The organism is candidate division KSB1 bacterium (assembly GCA_022566355.1).
GTDB lineage: Bacteria > Zhuqueibacterota > JdFR-76 > JdFR-76 > DREG01 > JADFJB01.
Genome location: JADFJB010000101.1, coordinates 1 through 17,344, shown reverse-complemented (window position 1 = coordinate 17,344; position 17,344 = coordinate 1). Strand labels below are relative to the sequence as shown.

General features: G+C 40.1%; 16 protein-coding genes. 10 read left to right on the top strand and 6 right to left on the bottom strand.

Annotation, left to right across the window (positions count from 1 at the left end; all coding sequences use genetic code 11):
- Positions 1-185: 185 nt before the first annotated feature.
- The 10 genes from kynU (at position 186) to IIC38_15505 (ending at position 10,686) form a co-directional block, all read left to right on the top strand.
- Positions 186-1,454: a kynureninase gene (gene kynU, locus IIC38_15550; GenBank protein ID MCH8127351.1), complete on the top strand. Its 1,269-nt coding sequence runs from the start codon at positions 186-188 to the stop codon at positions 1,452-1,454.
- A 12-nt stretch (positions 1,455-1,466) separates the two neighbouring features.
- Positions 1,467-1,862: a DUF1232 domain-containing protein gene (locus IIC38_15545; protein ID MCH8127350.1), complete on the top strand. Its 396-nt coding sequence runs from the start codon at positions 1,467-1,469 to the stop codon at positions 1,860-1,862.
- Between the two features lie 344 nt (positions 1,863-2,206).
- Positions 2,207-4,216, top strand: coding sequence for a DUF4910 domain-containing protein (locus IIC38_15540; GenBank protein ID MCH8127349.1), 2,010 nt, complete (start codon positions 2,207-2,209; stop codon positions 4,214-4,216).
- Positions 4,217-4,219: 3 nt separating this feature from the next.
- Entirely contained in the window at positions 4,220-5,899 is a 1,680-nt protein-coding gene (locus tag IIC38_15535; protein ID MCH8127348.1) for a long-chain fatty acid--CoA ligase, read from the top strand.
- A gap of 78 nt (positions 5,900-5,977) precedes the next feature.
- A complete protein-coding gene (locus IIC38_15530; protein ID MCH8127347.1) occupies positions 5,978-6,253 on the top strand; it encodes a BrnT family toxin in 276 nt (91 codons plus the stop codon).
- Positions 6,216-6,551, top strand: a complete 336-nt coding sequence (locus tag IIC38_15525; protein MCH8127346.1) for a BrnA antitoxin family protein — start codon at positions 6,216-6,218, stop codon at positions 6,549-6,551. The genes IIC38_15530 and IIC38_15525 overlap by 38 nt, the downstream gene beginning before the upstream one ends.
- 172 nt (positions 6,552-6,723) lie before the next feature.
- Positions 6,724-8,067, top strand: a complete 1,344-nt coding sequence (locus tag IIC38_15520) for an FAD-dependent oxidoreductase (GenBank protein ID MCH8127345.1) — start codon at positions 6,724-6,726, stop codon at positions 8,065-8,067.
- A gap of 117 nt (positions 8,068-8,184) precedes the next feature.
- On the top strand, positions 8,185-8,484 hold the full coding sequence (locus tag IIC38_15515; GenBank protein MCH8127344.1) for a DUF3179 domain-containing protein: 300 nt from the start codon (positions 8,185-8,187) through the stop codon (positions 8,482-8,484).
- 21 nt (positions 8,485-8,505) lie between these two features.
- A complete protein-coding gene (locus IIC38_15510; GenBank protein MCH8127343.1) occupies positions 8,506-9,186 on the top strand; it encodes a DUF3179 domain-containing protein in 681 nt (226 codons plus the stop codon).
- Positions 9,187-9,459: 273 nt separating this feature from the next.
- On the top strand, positions 9,460-10,686 hold the full coding sequence (locus IIC38_15505) for an MFS transporter (protein ID MCH8127342.1): 1,227 nt from the start codon (positions 9,460-9,462) through the stop codon (positions 10,684-10,686).
- Between the two features lie 78 nt (positions 10,687-10,764).
- Here IIC38_15505 and IIC38_15500 read toward each other — a convergent pair whose 3' ends face one another.
- The 6 genes from IIC38_15500 to IIC38_15475 all read right to left on the bottom strand — a co-directional run.
- On the bottom strand, positions 10,765-11,154 hold the full coding sequence (locus tag IIC38_15500; GenBank protein ID MCH8127341.1) for a GxxExxY protein: 390 nt from the start codon (positions 11,152-11,154) through the stop codon (positions 10,765-10,767).
- 203 nt (positions 11,155-11,357) lie between these two features.
- Positions 11,358-12,176 carry a creatininase family protein gene (locus tag IIC38_15495; GenBank protein MCH8127340.1) on the bottom strand — a complete coding sequence of 273 codons (819 nt, stop codon included), beginning with the start codon at positions 12,174-12,176 and terminating at the stop codon, positions 11,358-11,360.
- A 195-nt stretch (positions 12,177-12,371) separates the two neighbouring features.
- A complete protein-coding gene (locus IIC38_15490; protein MCH8127339.1) occupies positions 12,372-13,406 on the bottom strand; it encodes a 2-oxoacid:ferredoxin oxidoreductase subunit beta in 1,035 nt (344 codons plus the stop codon).
- Between the two features lie 4 nt (positions 13,407-13,410).
- Positions 13,411-15,240 carry a 2-oxoacid:acceptor oxidoreductase subunit alpha gene (locus tag IIC38_15485; GenBank protein ID MCH8127338.1) on the bottom strand — a complete coding sequence of 610 codons (1,830 nt, stop codon included), beginning with the start codon at positions 15,238-15,240 and terminating at the stop codon, positions 13,411-13,413.
- Positions 15,241-15,607: 367 nt separating this feature from the next.
- Complete coding sequence (locus IIC38_15480) at positions 15,608-16,498, bottom strand: hypothetical protein (protein MCH8127337.1); 891 nt, start codon at positions 16,496-16,498, stop codon at positions 15,608-15,610.
- A 35-nt stretch (positions 16,499-16,533) separates the two neighbouring features.
- A partial coding sequence (locus tag IIC38_15475; GenBank protein ID MCH8127336.1) for a hypothetical protein occupies positions 16,534-17,344 on the bottom strand: 811 nt, incomplete at its 5' end.

Here is a 17,344-nt window from a genome sequence, read left to right as displayed (position 1 = left end):
CCTACCCCCTCCTTAAACAAGGAGGGGAAATTCCTCCCCTTGATAAGGGGAGGTTAGGAGGGGTAATTGAGATAAACAAATTACTACAGCTTATAGCTCCGTTTAAAAATACGTCACCGAATTTATGGAACAGACCACTAAGCTAACAAGTTCATTGATGAACTGAAGCTGAACAGGATTTTTATTTGGATTTTTCACTAAACAAAGAATATGCAATTGGCCTCGATAGAGAAGATCCATTAGCCGAATTTCGACAACGGTTTGTCATCGATGAACCGGATTTAATTTATCTGGATGGAAATTCCCTCGGGCGATTACCAAAGGCATCCCAAAAGTATGTCCAGGATGTTATTAATCATGAGTGGGGTCAAAGACTCATCCGAGGCTGGAACGAAGGATGGTACGAATCGCCCAGCCGCATCGGTAGTAAACTGGCAAAATTGCTTGGCGCTAATGAAGATGAAGTCCTGATCGCCGACTCGACATCAATCAATTTATTTAAACTTGTGATAGCAGCGCTCAAAAACCAATCGGGACGGAAAAAGATCCTGACTGATAATCTGAATTTCCCTTCGGACGTTTATATTTTGAGAAGCGCGATTCAGTCAATGGGAGATCATCATGAATTGCAAATTATTTCCTCCGAAGACGAAATCCACGGACCTGTAGAGAAGCTTCAAAATGCAATGGATTCTGATACGGCATTAGTAACGCTTTGCCACGCGGTGTTTAAAAGCGCCTATATCTATGACGTTAAATCTTTAACCCAAATTGCAAAACAAAACGGAGCTTTGACGCTTTGGGATTTTAGCCATACTGTTGGTGCTGTGCCAATCCATCTCAATGACTGGGAGGTTGACCTTGCCGTCGGTTCGACTTACAAATATTTGAACGGGGGTCCTGGATCTCCGGCTTTTCTATATATTAGAAAAGAACTTCAACAGAATTTGGAAAATCCAATCTCCGGCTGGTTTGGTCATGAACAGCCTTTTAAGTTTGATTTGGAATTTAAACCAGCCGAAACGATTCGTCGATTTTTGACCGGTACTCCCTCAATTCTCTCCCTCGCAGCCATCGAGCCGGCGATTGATCTGATCAACCAAGCCGGTATAGAGCGGATACGAGATAAATCAATCAAACAAGTTCAATACTTAATCTACTTATTTAAAGAAATTTTGCAGCCGCTTGGATTTTTTCTGAAATCGCCGACAGAACCTAATCATCTTGGATCTCATATTTCATTAAGTCACGAACAAGCGTCCCGAATTTGTCGTGCCCTTATTGAAGCGAAAAATGTCATCGTTGATTTTCGCAAACCCGATAATATTCGCCTGGGTGTTTCGCCGTTGTATACATCTTACCTTGAATTGTTTGAGGCAGTTATGAGGATGAAAGAAGTGATGGTCGATTCGCTTTATCAGAATTACTCTATGAAATCTTTCGCTGTAACTTAGAAATCTCTGAATATGCAAAAATATAAAATAAAAATATTTATTTCTGCGATAAAAACAGCTGCTGGTATTTTGCGTGATAAAGAAAAAACGAAAGATCTATTAGAGCAGGTTAGACAAAAGGCAATTCACAGTTTGGATAAAGTGAATGATCTGGTGGAAGATCTAAATGTTCTGGTTCGTTTGATAAAAGCCTGGAGTGCTGGAACTTATCGCCAGATTCCTAATAAAGCTATTGTAGCAGCCACTGCATCCTTGCTTTATTTTCTCAATCCATTTGATTTAATTCCGGATATAATTCCATTCTCCGGCTTCCTGGATGATGTAGCGGTGATTACCTATGTAATCGCTTCGCTTAAAAGTGAAATTGAACGGTTTTTGGGTTGGGAGAAGGTGCAAGGATTGTGCTAATATTAGCTTGTAAAATCATAAATACGATGTCGTTGAGGTACCTTATTTTTTCACATAATATTAAAGAAAATCATCTCCTTTGGAGGCAATCCGAGAATTACCAAAATGTCATCCCCGAATGCTTTTATTGGGGATCTTTTTACTTTATCAAGAACAGAATGGATTATGTTTAAAGCATAAAGAATAAGCGAAATGAATTATAAACCTCCCCTGACCTCTCCTTTTAAAGGAGGGGAATTGATGAGTTCATAATTGTGATTGAATTAATGTATTTTATATAGTTAAAACATCAACGCAGACTATTTCATTTCCAAACTATTATTAAATAATTAAAGGATTATGATATGAAAAATTTAATTCAATATACAATCGTCTTAACTCTTCTTCTCGTGAATATTGGCTTCGGCCAACAAAACAACCAGCTACTATCTTCAGAAATTCGTGATTTACTGCACGAATCTTTAAGTGGCGAATTGGCCAAAGACCACGTCATTCAGATAACCAGGCATCATCGTATCCAGGGTTCCCGCGGTTATCGGGATGCGGCAAATTATGTCTTGCAGCAGCTAAGAGGATTTGGCTTCAGCGAAAAGGATGCCTATATCGAATCCTTCAAATCCGACGGTAAAGTCAAATACCAAACCTGGCAGTCTCCTTCTGGCTGGGATATAGAATGGGGTGAATTGCGAATGATCGAACCCTACGATGAACGGATCGTTGGTTATCCGGAAATTGCCATGAGTGTAATTACCTATTCAAATTCCGGCGATGTAACGGCTGAACTGGCCTGGGTCGGTCGCGGCACCAGTGATGCAGATTACGATGGCAAAGATGTGGATGGTAAAATCGTACTGGCGACCGGATATGGTGGATCTGTTCACAGGTTGGCCGTTTTAAAATATGGCGCAAAAGCAGTGGTTTGCTATTTAGATGACGAAAGAGCCAAAGAATATCCGGACATGCTGGCTTATACCGGCATGTGGCCGAAAACTGAGGAGTTGGATCGGGTAACATTTGGATTTAATCTTACCAATAGGCAGGGAGAGAAATTAAAGAATCTATTGCTTTCCGGTAAAAAGGTGGTGGTTCGGGGGCAAGTAAAAGGCATCGGACTAGAATCATACTTTATGGATGTTCCAGTTGCAACCATTCGCGGCTCTGAGTTACCTGATGAAGAGTTGGTCTTTTCAGCTCACCTGGATCATCCAAAAGAATCGGCGAATGACAATGCAAGCGGTTCGGCGGCATTGCTGGATATCGCAAGAACCTTGCATGAATTGATCGATTCCGGCCGATTGCCGCGACCAAAGAGATCGTTCCGCTTTATCTGGATCCCGGAATGGTACGGAACCATGGCTTATATCGACGCCCATCCTGAGATGACCGGCCCTGCACTCGGTGGTAAATTTTTAGCGAATATAAATATGGACATGGTTGGGGAAAATCTTGAATTGCTTCATTCCAGTTTGATATTAACCAGAACGCCAGCCTCGATTCCTTCTGCTGTCAATGACGTGGTAGCTAATATGGCGGAAATGGTAGATCGGATGAATATCCGGACTCCGCGGGGAAGCCTTGCAAAATTTAATTACAGGGTGACTTCCTATAGCGGAGGCAGCGATCACATGATGTTCATCGAACGTAAAATTCCTGGTGTAATGTTTAGCCACTCGCCGGATTATACCCACCATACTTCCGAGGATACCCCGGATAAAATCGATCCGGTCGAGCTGGAACGGTGTGAATTGATCGCTACGGGAACCATGTGGTATCTAGCCAACCTTGAAGCGGATCAAGGCGTCGATCTTGCCTACCTGTCGGGTTCTAATGGCGCGGGAAGAATGGGAGCAATGGCAAGGAAAGTCCATGATCAAAGTTTGCTTGAAGCAAAGAATGCTTTAAACCATGTTTTAAATTGGGAAATAGAATCGACCTCTTCTATACTTCACTTCAACCAGTCAACAAAAATAAAACAAGTCGTTAACGCAATGATCGAGCAATTCAAACAACAGCATAAGATCTTATTAAAAAGCATTTCATCATCTATCAGCACCAATGGATCGGTGCAAGAGAATGAAGATAAAAGAGTGCCCATTCGATTAACCAGGGGGCCGCTTGATTTTGGTTTACCCGAGAGTGAACTTTCAGCAAATCAATCTGCCTGGTATAGATCCGGTGAGTTTAACCTGAATGGCACCCACAGGTTTGAATTGGTTAATTTCATCGATGGTAAACGGACTGTCACGGAAATCCGTAATGCCATGAGCGCCGAATTTAATCCTTTTCAAACTAAAATAATCGCTCGATACATCGAGGACTTAGTCAAAGTCGGCGCACTAAAATGGAAGGAATGATATATGTCTGATAAACCCTGGCTAAAGAGTTACGATGAAGGCGTTCCGCATAGTTTAGAACCCTATCCGGATAAAACCTTAGTGGATATGGTCAAGGAGACGGCCAAAGAACGACCGGACCATACTGCTTTTATATTCAAAGGAAATAAAATATCCTACTTAGAATTCGACCAGTTAAGCAACGATTTTGCCCAGGGATTAATCTCGCTGGGCGTGAAAAAAGGAGATCGAGTCGCAATCCTTTTGCCGAATTGTCCACAAACCATGATTGCCCAATTCGGCGCCTGGAAAGCCGGTGCCATTGCCGCGATGATGAACCCACTCTATACAGTGGACGAATTGGAAGAATTGATTAAGGAATGTGGGGCGGAAATTGTAGTGGTTTTAACACCTTTCTATAAAAACTTAAAATCGATCCAGGCTAATTGTGGACTCAAAAAAATAATTGCAACGAATATCAAAGAATTTCTCCCCCCGCTTCTCCGAGTATTATTCACCCTTGCGAAAGAAAAGAAAGAAGGCCATCGAATCACTCTTAGCGATGACGACATCTGGTTTAAAGATCTTTTGCAAAAGCATCAAAATACTGGCCGGCCAGATGTTATCATAGAACCAGATGATCCTGCCCTGTTATTGTTTACAGGAGGAACGACTGGCACTCCGAAGGGCGCAATTGGAACTCATCGTGGAATTTTTATCGCAGCGTGTCAATTGAATGCATGGTTTGGTGAGGTACTTGTTGAATGGCAAGATCCGCATGTGGGAACATTTCCGCTATTCCATGTAGCAGGAAATGTTGCGATTATGGGGAAATGCATTTTGGGCAGGCATCCGCTTATTCTGATACCAAATCCCCGGGAGATTGATGATTTGGTTAAGACGGTTAAGAAGTATAAACCCGGACTTTTACCAGGTGTGCCCACTATTTTCAATGCACTTTTAGGCCATAAAGATGTGCAGTCAAGAAAAGTTGATTTTACGTCAATCAAGGTTTGTATCTCCGGGGCGGCACCGTTGATGGCAGAAACAAAGAAACGGTTCGATGCTGTTACCGGAGGGTCAATGGTTGAAGGTTATGCCCTTACTGAATCCATGATGGCCGGTGTTTTTGTACCCGTGAATGGCAAGTATAAAGAAGGGTCGGTAGGATTACCCCTGCCTGATGTTGATTTACGAATTGTTGATGTCGAAACTGGCAAGAGCAACAAACCTACTGGAGAAGTCGGAGAGATCTTAATTAAAGCAAAACAGCTTATGCAAGGATATTGGAATCAGCCAGAAGAGACTGCAGAAACAATCATAGACGGTTGGTTATATACCGGTGATATGGGTTATTTAGATGAAGATGGCTACCTTTTTATCGTCGATCGCAAGAAGGATTTGATCAAACCGAGTGGTTTCCAGGTGTGGCCTCGGGAGGTTGAAGAAGCCATCGCTTCCCATCCAGCCGTCGTTGAGGTTGGTGTAGCGGGTATTCCGGATGAATATCAGGGAGAATCGGTGAAAGCCTGGATTGTAATCAGGGAAAACCAGAGTGTGACGAAGGAAGATATTCTTAACCATTGCAAGGATTCGTTAGCAAAATACAAAATTCCGAAATACGTTGAATTCAGAGACACATTACCGAAAACTACAGTGGGTAAAGTTTTGAGGAGAGAGCTAGCGAAAGAAAACCAGGCTTGATAATCTTAATGAGAATTTGTTCAATTATTTTTAATTGACTATACTATTAATTATGTGTATAATTATGCATAAATATTTATGAAATTTCTCTGGGATGAAGCTAAACGAAAAAGGAATCTTTTAAAACACCAGTTAGATTTCACTGACGCAAAAACTGTATTTAGTGGTATAACCTACACATTTGAAGACCATAAATCTCTTTATGAAGAACAAAGATTTATAACAATTGGTATGTTGTATGGTAAAGTAGTTGTTGTTGCGCATACAGAAATTAAAGATAAGATTCGCATTATATCTATGAGGAAAGCAACTAAGAATGAGCAGAAAATCTTTTATAAAGGATTCATTGCCTAAATATGTAACAACTGAGAAAATGCAAGAAGAACATATTGATTTATCTGATATCCCTGAGATAACAGAAGATCAAATTCGTAAAGCTAAAATTCGATTTGGTGGAAAAGAGTTACCCAAAGGAAAAGTTCGAGTGAATATTTTCCTTGATGCTAAAATTGTGGCCTATTTTAAGACTCTTGCAGGCGGAAGGGGCTACCAGACATTAATCAATGAGGCATTGAAAGACAATATTCAAAATCGTGATTTAGAAACTTTATTAAGACAAATTATACGTGATGAATTACAGGTTAAAAGCTAGTGAAGCTTCGCCTCAAACCGACAAGAAAAACAAGCTAAATAAACTTGAAATGCTAATATCGAAATCCTAAATCAAAGTAATTTTATTTCATCGCAAAAAAACTTGACTCAAAATCAAAGTTGTTTTTCTGATAAAACATTTAAAAGCATTCATTTCAATTTGGAGTAAATCAATGGAGTTACACCCTGGTTATTTTGTGGCGATTTTTGGCGGTGCGTGTGCAGGTTCAGAGGCAGCGCATCAATTGGCACAACGTGGCATTTATTCGGTGGTTATTGAGAAAAATCCACTGCCATATGGAAAAATCGAAGATGGGTTACCCAAGTGGCATGTAAAACTTCGCAATAAAGAAGAAAAAAAGATCGATGACAAAATTAACCAGCAGTATGTAAGTTATGTCCCGAATATGAAATTGGGAGAAACAATCGATTTTGACGAGATTGTGAATAATTGGGGATTTAGCGCAGTGCTGCTGGCAACAGGAGCCTGGAAAGACCGGCCAATGACAGTACCGGGAATAGATGATTATATTGGTAAAGGTTTCTATTATCAAAATCCTTTTGTCGATTGGTTCAATCATTATCATGAGTCGGACTATGATCGGGAACTCTATGAAATTCATGATGATGCCGTGGTTATCGGAGGAGGATTGGCATCTATTGATGTTGTGAAAATCCTGATGCTGGAATCCACCCTGAGAGTCTTGGAAAAACGGGGATTGGAATCCGATCTTTTCTCCCTCGATAAAAAAGGGATTCCTAAGATTCTTGATGGTCTTGGCTTGCAATTTGAAGATTTAGAGCTCAAAGGTTGTACCCTCTATTACCGCCGCCGCGATATCGATATGCCCCTGGCATCGCCGCCGGAAAATGCTACTCCGGAACAATTGCAAAAAACTCAGATGGTTAGACAAAAAATTTTACAAAATGCCCAAAGAAAATATTGTTTTCGATTTCAACCTTGCAGTGTACCGGTGGATAAAATCGTGGATGGGGACAGGTTGGTCGGATTGGTTTTTCAAAAGTCTGAAATTATCGATGGCAAGGTTAAGCTAATCCCTGGTAGTACATTTGAAGTAAGAAGCCCCCTGGTAATTTCTTCAATTGGCAGTATTCCGGAATCCACCAATAAAATCCCCATGAAAGGAGAATTGTTTATAATTGATAATGAAAATACCGGTAAGATGGAAGGATATGAAAATGTATTCGCCCTTGGCAATGCAGTGACCGGGCGCGGCAATATCAAGGAATCTGAAGTTCACGGCAGAATTGTTGTGAATCACGTGATGAACGATTTCTTAAAATGGACCCATGAAGATTATACTAGTCTGGTCAATGGCGATGGAGGTGCTTTAAATAATCAGAATAGAAACCTGTTAACAGAAGAGCAGATTAAATCCATCCAATCTCGAGTTGTTGACTTACAGAAAAAAGTAGAGTACCATGGTGATTATGAAAAATGGGTTCAGGAACACAAGTATGAACGTTTGGAGGATATACTTGGCATTGAAGCCTAAGCATTTAATATTGCTTCTCTATCCTTAATTCTTCTATTCTACAGGAATTATCATAGATTTAATTCGGTTATAGAGTTGAAATTAATGGCAAACAAGCATATTTTGGAAGGCAAGTAAATGACAGTTAAGAAATTTGGCATAATTCTTTTATGGGTTATTTTTGGACTGGTGAATACCGCTATGACTCAGACTAAAGATATTTTTAAACAATTCCAGCAGATCATCCCCCGCGGCCGGATAGCCGCAATCGTAAAACCGAAATTTGTTCCTGCTAATAAAGCCAAAGTAAATGAAGATTCATGGATTTTTGGCGTCGAAATTGACGGGCAAACAAGGGCTTACAGCTTATCCCTGTTAAACAGCCATGAAGTGGTAAATGACAAGATAGGTGAAACTAATTTTGCAGCTGTATGGTGACCGCTGGCAAATACTGCCGTCGTGTACGGTCGTGATTACAATGGTAAAACTTATACACTTGAAGCATCCGGTGGTTTGATCAATGGTTCTTTGGTTATGCAAGACAAGGAAACCGATAGCTATTGGTTTATCATGAGTGATGAAGTGATTGCCGGTGAGTTAGCAGGAACAAAGATTAATGAAATGCCAGTCGGAAAAAAAATGAGATGGAAAGATTGGCTAAGAAAACATCCTGATACCCTGGTCCTTTCGGTAGGGGGTAAAGAAGATGTGGATGGAAACCACTATGCAAACTATTTTGAATCTTCTGAAGGATTCCGGGGACTAAAAGCAAAAGACACCCGATTGCATACAAAACAGCCTATTTATTCCTTTCATTTGGAGGGAGATGCTTATGCCGTTCCTTATTTTCTGATGGAGGATGGCAGGAGTTTCGAGTTAAGAAATGATTTATATGTCTTTTTTTATCGTCCCAAAGATGTCGATCTTCTTCACTCCACCGTTGCATATATCTCAAATACCGGGGATTTTCAAAAGCAAAATAGCAGCTGGATTCATAGTGAATCAAAATGTCAATTCGATTCTGAAACCGGTTTATTCAATGGTGAGGGTGATAACTGCCCTTCCAAGTTGAATGGTTTCGATACGTTTTGGTACAATTGGAGTCTGAACAACCCGGGAACGAAAATTTTAGCTGAATAGATTTTTTTGTCATTTTGATCTTGCTTTGCAGGGTGTAGCTAAATGCTCAGAACTTCCTCATGGAAAAGTTGAACTCCTCGATATTATTATTAAAGCGGTGAAGTTCAACTTCACTGCCAAGCTTGAGGATATTAACTGAATAGAATAAACTTTCCAAAAATATCATAACTCACATCAATTTGATTGGCTATTGATTTATGTACATATAATCCCACTAGTGATCTCCGATGCTCTGTGACTAATTTTGCCTTTGTTAGTAAAGGAAATAAAAATTTGAACAAAAAATGGCCTAATGTAATCCTGCTTTCATTTTCATGTCTGATGGCAATGAGCTTGTGGTTCTCGGCAACAGCCATTGCACCAATTGTGGTTGATGAATGGCATTTAACCGATGGCGAAGCTGCATGGTTGACCATGTCCGTACAAATAGGATTTGCAGTTGGCGCTTTGTTAATAGCATTGTTCAATCTTGCCGACCTTATCAAACCACGTGTGATTTATGGAATTGGCTGCCTTTTTGGTGCATTGGTGAATTGGCTTGTAACGATTTCCGGGGATTATTTTGCAATTGTGATTGCATTGAGATTCCTCACAGGAGCGGCTTTGGCGGCAGTCTATCCTGTCGCGATGAAGATTTTAACCACATGGATGAAATCCGATAGAGGACTTGGGTTAGGGATACTCGTCGGATGTTTGGCTATTGGTTCAGCCTCTCCACATTTCATACGAACTGTCTTTCAACTATCAGAGTGGAAGCCCGTACTCATTTTGTCGTCACTCTCAACAGTCCTTGCGGCAGGCCTGGTACTGAAATTTACTCAATTGGGTCCATATGCAGAACCAGTCCCTCCTTTTCGATGGCGCTATATTTTAGATATCTTTAAGGACCGCTCCATAATGCAAGCCAATATGGGATATTTTGGTCATATGTGGGAATTGTATGCTATGTGGACCTGGATTGCATTTTTTCTACTGGAATCCTTTCGATTAGCCCCTTCAGCCAGTTGGATAGGATTTCTGGGGGTTGAAAAGTCAGCTACAATGGCTGCTTTTGCTACCATAGCAGTAGGTGGATTGGGAAGTTTCGCTGCCGGTTATTTAGCGGATCGCTGGGGTAGATCACGAACAACCATTCTCAGTATGATTATTAGCGGCTTGTGCGCAGGTACAATTGGATTCTTTTTTGGCGGGAATCCAACAATTGTAATCTTGATTGCGTTGATTTGGGGATTTGCAATTGTAGCCGATTCCGCTCAGTTCAGTGGTGCAGTTAGTGAACTCTGTGACAAAAAATTTATCGGAACGGCATTAACACTGCAAACCAGTATCGGATTTATGCTTACTATTGTTTCAATCAGGCTAATTCCAGTCGTTGTTGATAAAATAGGCTGGAATTGGGCTTTTACAATTTTGGTAATTGGGCCGATTATCGGCAGCTATGCAATGTGGAAATTGAAGAATTCTCCTGCGGCAATTAAGCTAGCTGGTGGGAGAGGCTGACCACTGATTTCACTGATTAATGGATTTCGCTGATTTATTATTTGGAAAACCTGTGAATTCATAGTAATCGGCAGTCAATCAGCGTTCCGGGTTATTTATTAGTCTCTTGAACTCTAAGCTTTTACTGCCGAAATTAATAAGTAGTCCGATCTCCAAGTTGAAGGCTTCGAGATAATTTATAGCCTGTGCCATATGAACAGACTCCATTTTCACAAGTGCTTTTAGTTCAACCAATACTTTTTCATCTACTAGAAAATCAACTCGACGAGATCCAATTTGTTGATCATCGTAATAAATGGATATTTTTAATTCCTGTTGAAATGACAATTTCTGCTTTTGCATTTCAATTGCCAGGGCTCGTTGATAAATCACTTCCTGGAATCCATTACCTAATCTGGAGTGAACCCTCATAGCAGCCCCTATGATTTTACCCGTGAGTTCAGAATATTTGTATTTTTTTTTATCTATTTATTGATCATTGATCACTACCATTGATTAGGCTGATTCACTAATAATTCAGTAAAATCAATGGATTCACCTGAATTTACCGATTTCCGTGATAGTAAATCAGCGAAATCCATTAATCAGTGTAATCAGCCACTTTGGTCTGCTTATTACTCTTTTGAAACATCGATTTTAAAATCTGTAAAATCAGTGTAATCAGTGGTCAATCAGCGGTACAGTCCAGCTAAATCCCATTTTTTGATTACATCTGAAACTAAAGAGAATACCTTATCATTTACTTTACGAAAATATTCGTCCGCTTTTTGGGGATCAAATGTTGGGAATCCTTGCCCGGCTTCGTATAGCCCGATCGATGACGGAAATGGATAGGCAGTCCAGCTATTTGCTGTAGGATAGGGAGTGGTCATTTCTTTTGAGTAGCGTTCAGAGTGGATGTGATCCGGGACGATATGCTGAATGTACGCGGTTTCGTTAATACCGGCATGGCCGCCATTTTCACCAAAAACCTCAAACGTTTCATCTGATGCCAATGACCACCAATTCGTTAATAGCATTCGAACACGGTATTTCTCTGAAACGGTGCTAATTAAATCTCGTAAAACTGCGGTTTGCGGTCCACCATGACCGTTCAAAATAATAATATTTTTGAAGCCGTTTTTAGCCAACCCTTTTAGAATATCTGCAACAAATAAACGATAGGCTTCTTCGCTGATGGCAAAAGCTCCGGCATATGCTTTCAACGAACCGGTAATGCCATAATTTAAGGTAGGTGCGATCATGGCATTCAATCTCTTGGCTAAATCGCGAGCCATTGCCTCCGGGGCTAAGTTATCCGAGCCATTTGGGATCACACCATGCGGCTCTAATGTTCCAACCGGTAATAATACCGTCTCAATTTTTTCCGGAACAAATTCTTTAAATTCCATCCAGTTAATAAGATTCATTTCACGTGTGGTTGGATTATTTTGGGCATAGCCGGCGCTACAAACTAACATAAGAAATGTTAAGCATTTTACAATTTTCATGAGATTTCTCCTGAGTTTTGTTTACGGAAAGAAAAGAAGTTGCCCCTTGGTAAGCTGCTTTAATTTCGTTGACATATTTCGAAGTTGAGGGATAAGGGAAAATTAATTTTCAGCATTAAGATCGCTGGGATTTTATAAAGAAATAAGAAACTCTGTATTCTATTCAAGTGCCGTAGCTAAAATTCATTCATGAAATTAATTAATCGTCCAGGTTTCTCCGGTTAATAGAAGTTTCTTTATGTCTCCTTTGCCTTTGTCCTTCTTAACATCCTCTATTTGTTGATGGAACATTTTGTCGAAGGAATCTTGTTCTAACTCCCGAAAAACTCCTAATGGAGTGGGTAACTCCGGGTTTTCCGTCAACCCGGAAAGCATAAATGCATAGCCGGGATCTGGGTTTTTTTCATCATGCTTAAAAAGCTTTTCATGATCTGCCTCTGTTTTCAATTCAGCTTTTTCGAATTTAAACCCATTTAATTTTACGCCGGTGTTTTTTTCTTTCCCATAAATTAATGGTTCATTGTGTTCCAAATACACTACATTATCAGATTTTGTAGCCGGATCGGTAAGATTAAAATAAATGCCATCATTGTAGATATTGCAATTTTGGTATACTTCCACAAATGAGCATCCTTTATGGGCGTGAGCTCGTTTTAACATCTCAACCAAATGTTTCGGATCGCGGTCCATGGCTCTTGCGACGAAAGTTGCGCTGCATCCCAGGGCAAAAGAAATCGGGTTGATGGGGCCATCCAGGCTGCCGTAAGGGGAAGACTTGGTTACTTTACCCACTGGAGAGGTTGGTGAATATTGGCCTTTGGTAAGCCCATAGATCTGGTTATTAAATAAGATAACATTGATATCTAAATTCCTGCGAAAGAGATGTAATAGATGATTTCCGCCTATACTCAGCCCATCGCCATCACCTGTTATAACCCAAACGGAAAGATCCGGATTTGCCAGTTTAACCCCGGTAGCCACGGCAGGAGCCCGCCCATGAATGGTGTGAAATCCATATGTATCCAGATAATAAGGGAAACGGCTGGAACAACCAATTCCGGAAACAAACACTGTCTTTTCTCGCGGAAGACCAAGATCAATCAATGTTTTTTTCATTTGCGCCAGTATGGAATAATCGCCACAGCCTACACACCAGCGAACTTCCTGGTCCGAGGTAATATTTTGTTTCGTAATAGTCGTATCGATTTGAACGGTAGTTTGCTCAGCCATGTTTTTATTCCTCAATTAATTTTAAAATTGCTGCTTTTAATTCATCAATTCTCAGGGGAAGTCCTTTAACTTTGTTGAATCCAACTGCATCGACCAGATATTTCCCACGAATAATGTGAATAAGTTGTCCCAAATTTACTTCCGGCACCAATATTTTCTTAAATTTCTTAATGTGTTTTCCCAGGGATTTAGGCAATGGATTGATCCATCGTAAGTGATAAAAGGAAACTTTTTCCCCTTTTGCTCTTAGAAAATCGACCGTTGTTAACACTGCACCATAAGTACTGCCCCAGCTTACCACCAAAACATCACCGGACTCATCTCCATGCAGAGTAGGCTCCTGAACAAAATCTCCAACACGTTGAATTTTTTCAGCCCGCAACCGAACCATTTTATCATGATTTTCCGCATCATAAGAAATATTTCCGGTAACGTCTTCCTTTTCCAGCCCACCTATGCGATGTTCCAAATTTGGCGTTCCCGGTAAAGCCCATTTCCGGGCCAGGCTTTTTTCGTCTCTTTCGTAGGGTAAGTAAGGATCATCTTTATCTGCTAAATTAATTTTGATTTCCGGAAGTTTATCAGGATTTGGGATTTTCCAGGGTTCGGCGCCATTCGCAATGTATAAATCAGATAAGACCAAAACCGGCGTCATGAATTGTACGGCAATCTTTATTGCTTCGTAGGCTACGTTAAAACAATCCACCGGGCCATTCGCTGCAATAATGGGCAAAGGCGCTTCCGAACTTCTGCCATGCATTGCAATCCACAAATCTGCCTGTTCTGTTTTGGTTGGCATACCGGTACTCGGACCGGCTCTTTGTATATCAAAAATCACCAACGGTAATTCTGTCATCACAGCCAAGCCAAGAAATTCATTTTTCAATGCCAATCCCGGGCCGCTGGTCACTGTCATCCCAATATCTCCGGCAAAGGATGCTCCCAACGCAATGCCGATGGCCGAAATTTCATCTTCTGCCTGCAGGGTTCGAATGCCAAAATTTTTATGAAGGGAAGTAAATTGCAAAACTTCGGTCGCCGGCGTTATAGGATAGCTGGCAAGGAAAATATTCAGGCCGGATTTTTGCCCGGCGGTAACCATGCCTAATACCAAAGCTTCATTGCCAGTCATGTTTCTATAAACACCTGGCTCTATCTTGGCTTTCGCAATTTTGTATGAAGTATTGAAAATTTGGGTTGAATCGGCAAAGTTTCTGCCACCGATAAGCGCCGTTGTGTTTGCCTCAATTAAAACCGGGCTTTTGGCAAACTTTGTTTTGATCCAATATAAAGTCGGATCCAGGTCACGCTGGTAGAGCCAATATACCATTCCCAGTGCATAGAAATTTTTGCATCTGTCCTTTTCTTTATGAGATAACTCAATGTTTTCCAATGCCTTCAGAGTTAGACGGTTTAACTCAACCCGGATTACCTGGTATGCGCTTAATGTTCCGTCGTCTAACGGGTTTTTCTCAAATCCAGCTAATTTCAAATTCTTTGATGTAAAACTATCTTCATTGACTATAATCGTTGCATTGTGAATCAATAAATTAAGATTAACTTTTAAAGCCGCCGGATTCATTGCAATCAGGACATCAATATTGTCACCGGGTGTATAAATCAGCTCGCTGCTAAAATGAATTTGGAATCCGGAAACACCGTGCAATGTTCCAGCAGGCGCCCGGATTTCCGCCGGATAATCGGGAAATGTGCTTAAATCATTTTGGGAGAATGCGGTTGTCTGGGTGAATTGATTTCCGGTAAGTTGCATACCATCGCCTGAATCACCGGCAAACCGAATCGTTACATGTTCAAGGGTTTTTACATCTTTCATTATGGGTTACCTAATATTGAATCCTCTTACTTAAATGTTAAAATATAGACAAATAATTAAGCATATTTTCAATTGCAATGCAATCATTTGTTTATGAAATAGCAAGGATTGATAACGCCACCTGGCTTTGTTATTTTTGTGGAGGCGGAAAACGTTTTTATCGATACCATAAATTTAACCAAAAATACTACTTACCCATTCCATTTAACACACTATCTTGTTGTTTTCAACATGAACAGGTACATTTAAAACTTATTACAGGCACCTTCAATATTGTCATTTGGGCTGTTCTTAAGCCTGACGGTAATTCGACTCTGATCGTATCCACTTGGCTTGAACCAAAAGACTGCGAACTGAAAGATGTAGTTCAGTTGTTATTCACCATATTATCTAATTTCAATACCTGGAATCTATTGTTTTCAACTGTAAGGGGAACATTATAAAATTTTTCACAACTACCTGTAATATTACGATTTAGGCGTTCCAACAAACCCGCAGGTAAATCCTGATGAATAACCAAAGATGGAATCACTTCATACTGTCCGGGGGTATATGTACCGGGTTTATTTGTAATCTCAAGTGGTAATAATTCAGTTGCAGTCAATTCAATTCTAAAATTAATCGTCCTGTTTGTTCTATTCTCACGGAATACTCCAAAACAAAAATCTTCTTGAGAGTCGATTTTTCTAACAAAACCCACCATAAATTCTGGATCACCCTTAAATAAAGGACTACTGAATTCACCACTTACATCTACTACGTCTTCCATCGCTTGGACGGTGAATGTAAACCTGATTGTATCGACATTAGTATCAATAAAAGAATCCGAATTTGAGGTTGCCTTGATACTTAAAATTTTAGCCAGTTGTACTTTCTCAACTAACTCCCCATTATTTTTCACCCCTGTCGATGAAGCCTGAATATTTCCGTTTGTAATGACTATTTGCACTGAATCTAATTGATAATTGGCCATATAAAAATACAAACTGTATATTCCATTCAATCCACCGGCTGCCTGGCTGCCGGAAGGAGGTAATGTTAGCTCAAAATGACCTTCTTCGTCCGTTCGGGCGCTGATATCAAATACTTTGAACCAGGCAAAAACATTCTTTGGACTTAAGCCATCATTTAATTCAACATTACCGATGACTGTATTATTTGAAATATTATTGTCCGATCCAAACGGATTACTTGTACAACTCACAAAAAAAATTACAATGACAAAATAAAGAGCAAGAATTGGATGTTTTCTATTCATGTCAATAAAGTCTACATGTATAATTAAACTATCCTTTAACCACTAACTACTTGAAATCGGTTGTTTTTAATGCGCAAAGGAACATTAAAAATATTCTTGCAGGTTTCTCCAACCTTATTACCAAGGCTATCCAATAAACCGATGGGCAAGTTTTGTTTAATTACTAATGAGGGAATGACTTCATATTCACCGATAGTAAATGTATCAGGTTTGTAAAATATCTCCAAAGGCAACAATTCAATCGGGTTATTGCTAATCTGAAAATCAATTGCACCATGCGATCTATTTTCGCGAAATATCCCCATACAAAATTCCTCATCGGAGTTTATCTTTCTGGCGAATCCCACTATGAATTGAGGGTCACCCTTACCTGAAGACTGACTAAAATCCGCCGTGACATCTACCTCATCAATTTTCGCTTCAACTGTAAAATTTATTATTATTGGGTCTACTTGATTTTCAACAAGGGAGCTAGAACTAAATGAAATCTTAATATCGAGGAGTTTAGCTAGTTGAACGGTTTGCACTAACTCCCCATTATTTTTTACCCCTGTTGATGAAGCCTGAATATTTCCGTTTGTAATGACTATTTGTACTGAATCTAATTGATAATTGGCCATATAAAAATACAAACTGTATATTCCATTCAATCCACCGGCTGCCTGGCTGCCGGAAGGAGGTAATGTTAGCTCAAAATGACCTTCTTCGTCCGTTCGGGTGCTGATATCAAATACTTTGAACCAGGCAAAAACATTCTTTGGACTTAAGCCATCATTTAATTCAACATTACCGATGACTGTATTATTTGAAATATTATTGTCCGATCCAAACGGATTACTTGTACAA

Excerpts from the sequence above, each read along its gene's own strand:
- IIC38_15545 (MCH8127350.1), top strand. The coding sequence starts at position 1,467 with ATGCAAAAATATAAAATAAAAATATTTATTTCTGCGATAAAAACAGCT.
- IIC38_15540 (MCH8127349.1), top strand. The coding sequence starts at position 2,207 with ATGAAAAATTTAATTCAATATACAATCGTCTTAACTCTTCTTCTCGTG.
- IIC38_15535 (MCH8127348.1), top strand. The coding sequence starts at position 4,220 with ATGTCTGATAAACCCTGGCTAAAGAGTTACGATGAAGGCGTTCCGCAT.
- IIC38_15530 (MCH8127347.1), top strand. The coding sequence starts at position 5,978 with ATGAAATTTCTCTGGGATGAAGCTAAACGAAAAAGGAATCTTTTAAAA.
- IIC38_15525 (MCH8127346.1), top strand. The coding sequence starts at position 6,216 with ATGAGCAGAAAATCTTTTATAAAGGATTCATTGCCTAAATATGTAACA.
- IIC38_15520 (MCH8127345.1), top strand. The coding sequence starts at position 6,724 with ATGGAGTTACACCCTGGTTATTTTGTGGCGATTTTTGGCGGTGCGTGT.
- IIC38_15515 (MCH8127344.1), top strand. The coding sequence starts at position 8,185 with ATGACAGTTAAGAAATTTGGCATAATTCTTTTATGGGTTATTTTTGGA.
- IIC38_15495 (MCH8127340.1), bottom strand. The coding sequence starts at position 12,176 with ATGAAAATTGTAAAATGCTTAACATTTCTTATGTTAGTTTGTAGCGCC.
- IIC38_15490 (MCH8127339.1), bottom strand. The coding sequence starts at position 13,406 with ATGGCTGAGCAAACTACCGTTCAAATCGATACGACTATTACGAAACAA.
- IIC38_15485 (MCH8127338.1), bottom strand. The coding sequence starts at position 15,240 with ATGAAAGATGTAAAAACCCTTGAACATGTAACGATTCGGTTTGCCGGT.
- IIC38_15480 (MCH8127337.1), bottom strand. The coding sequence starts at position 16,498 with ATGAATAGAAAACATCCAATTCTTGCTCTTTATTTTGTCATTGTAATT.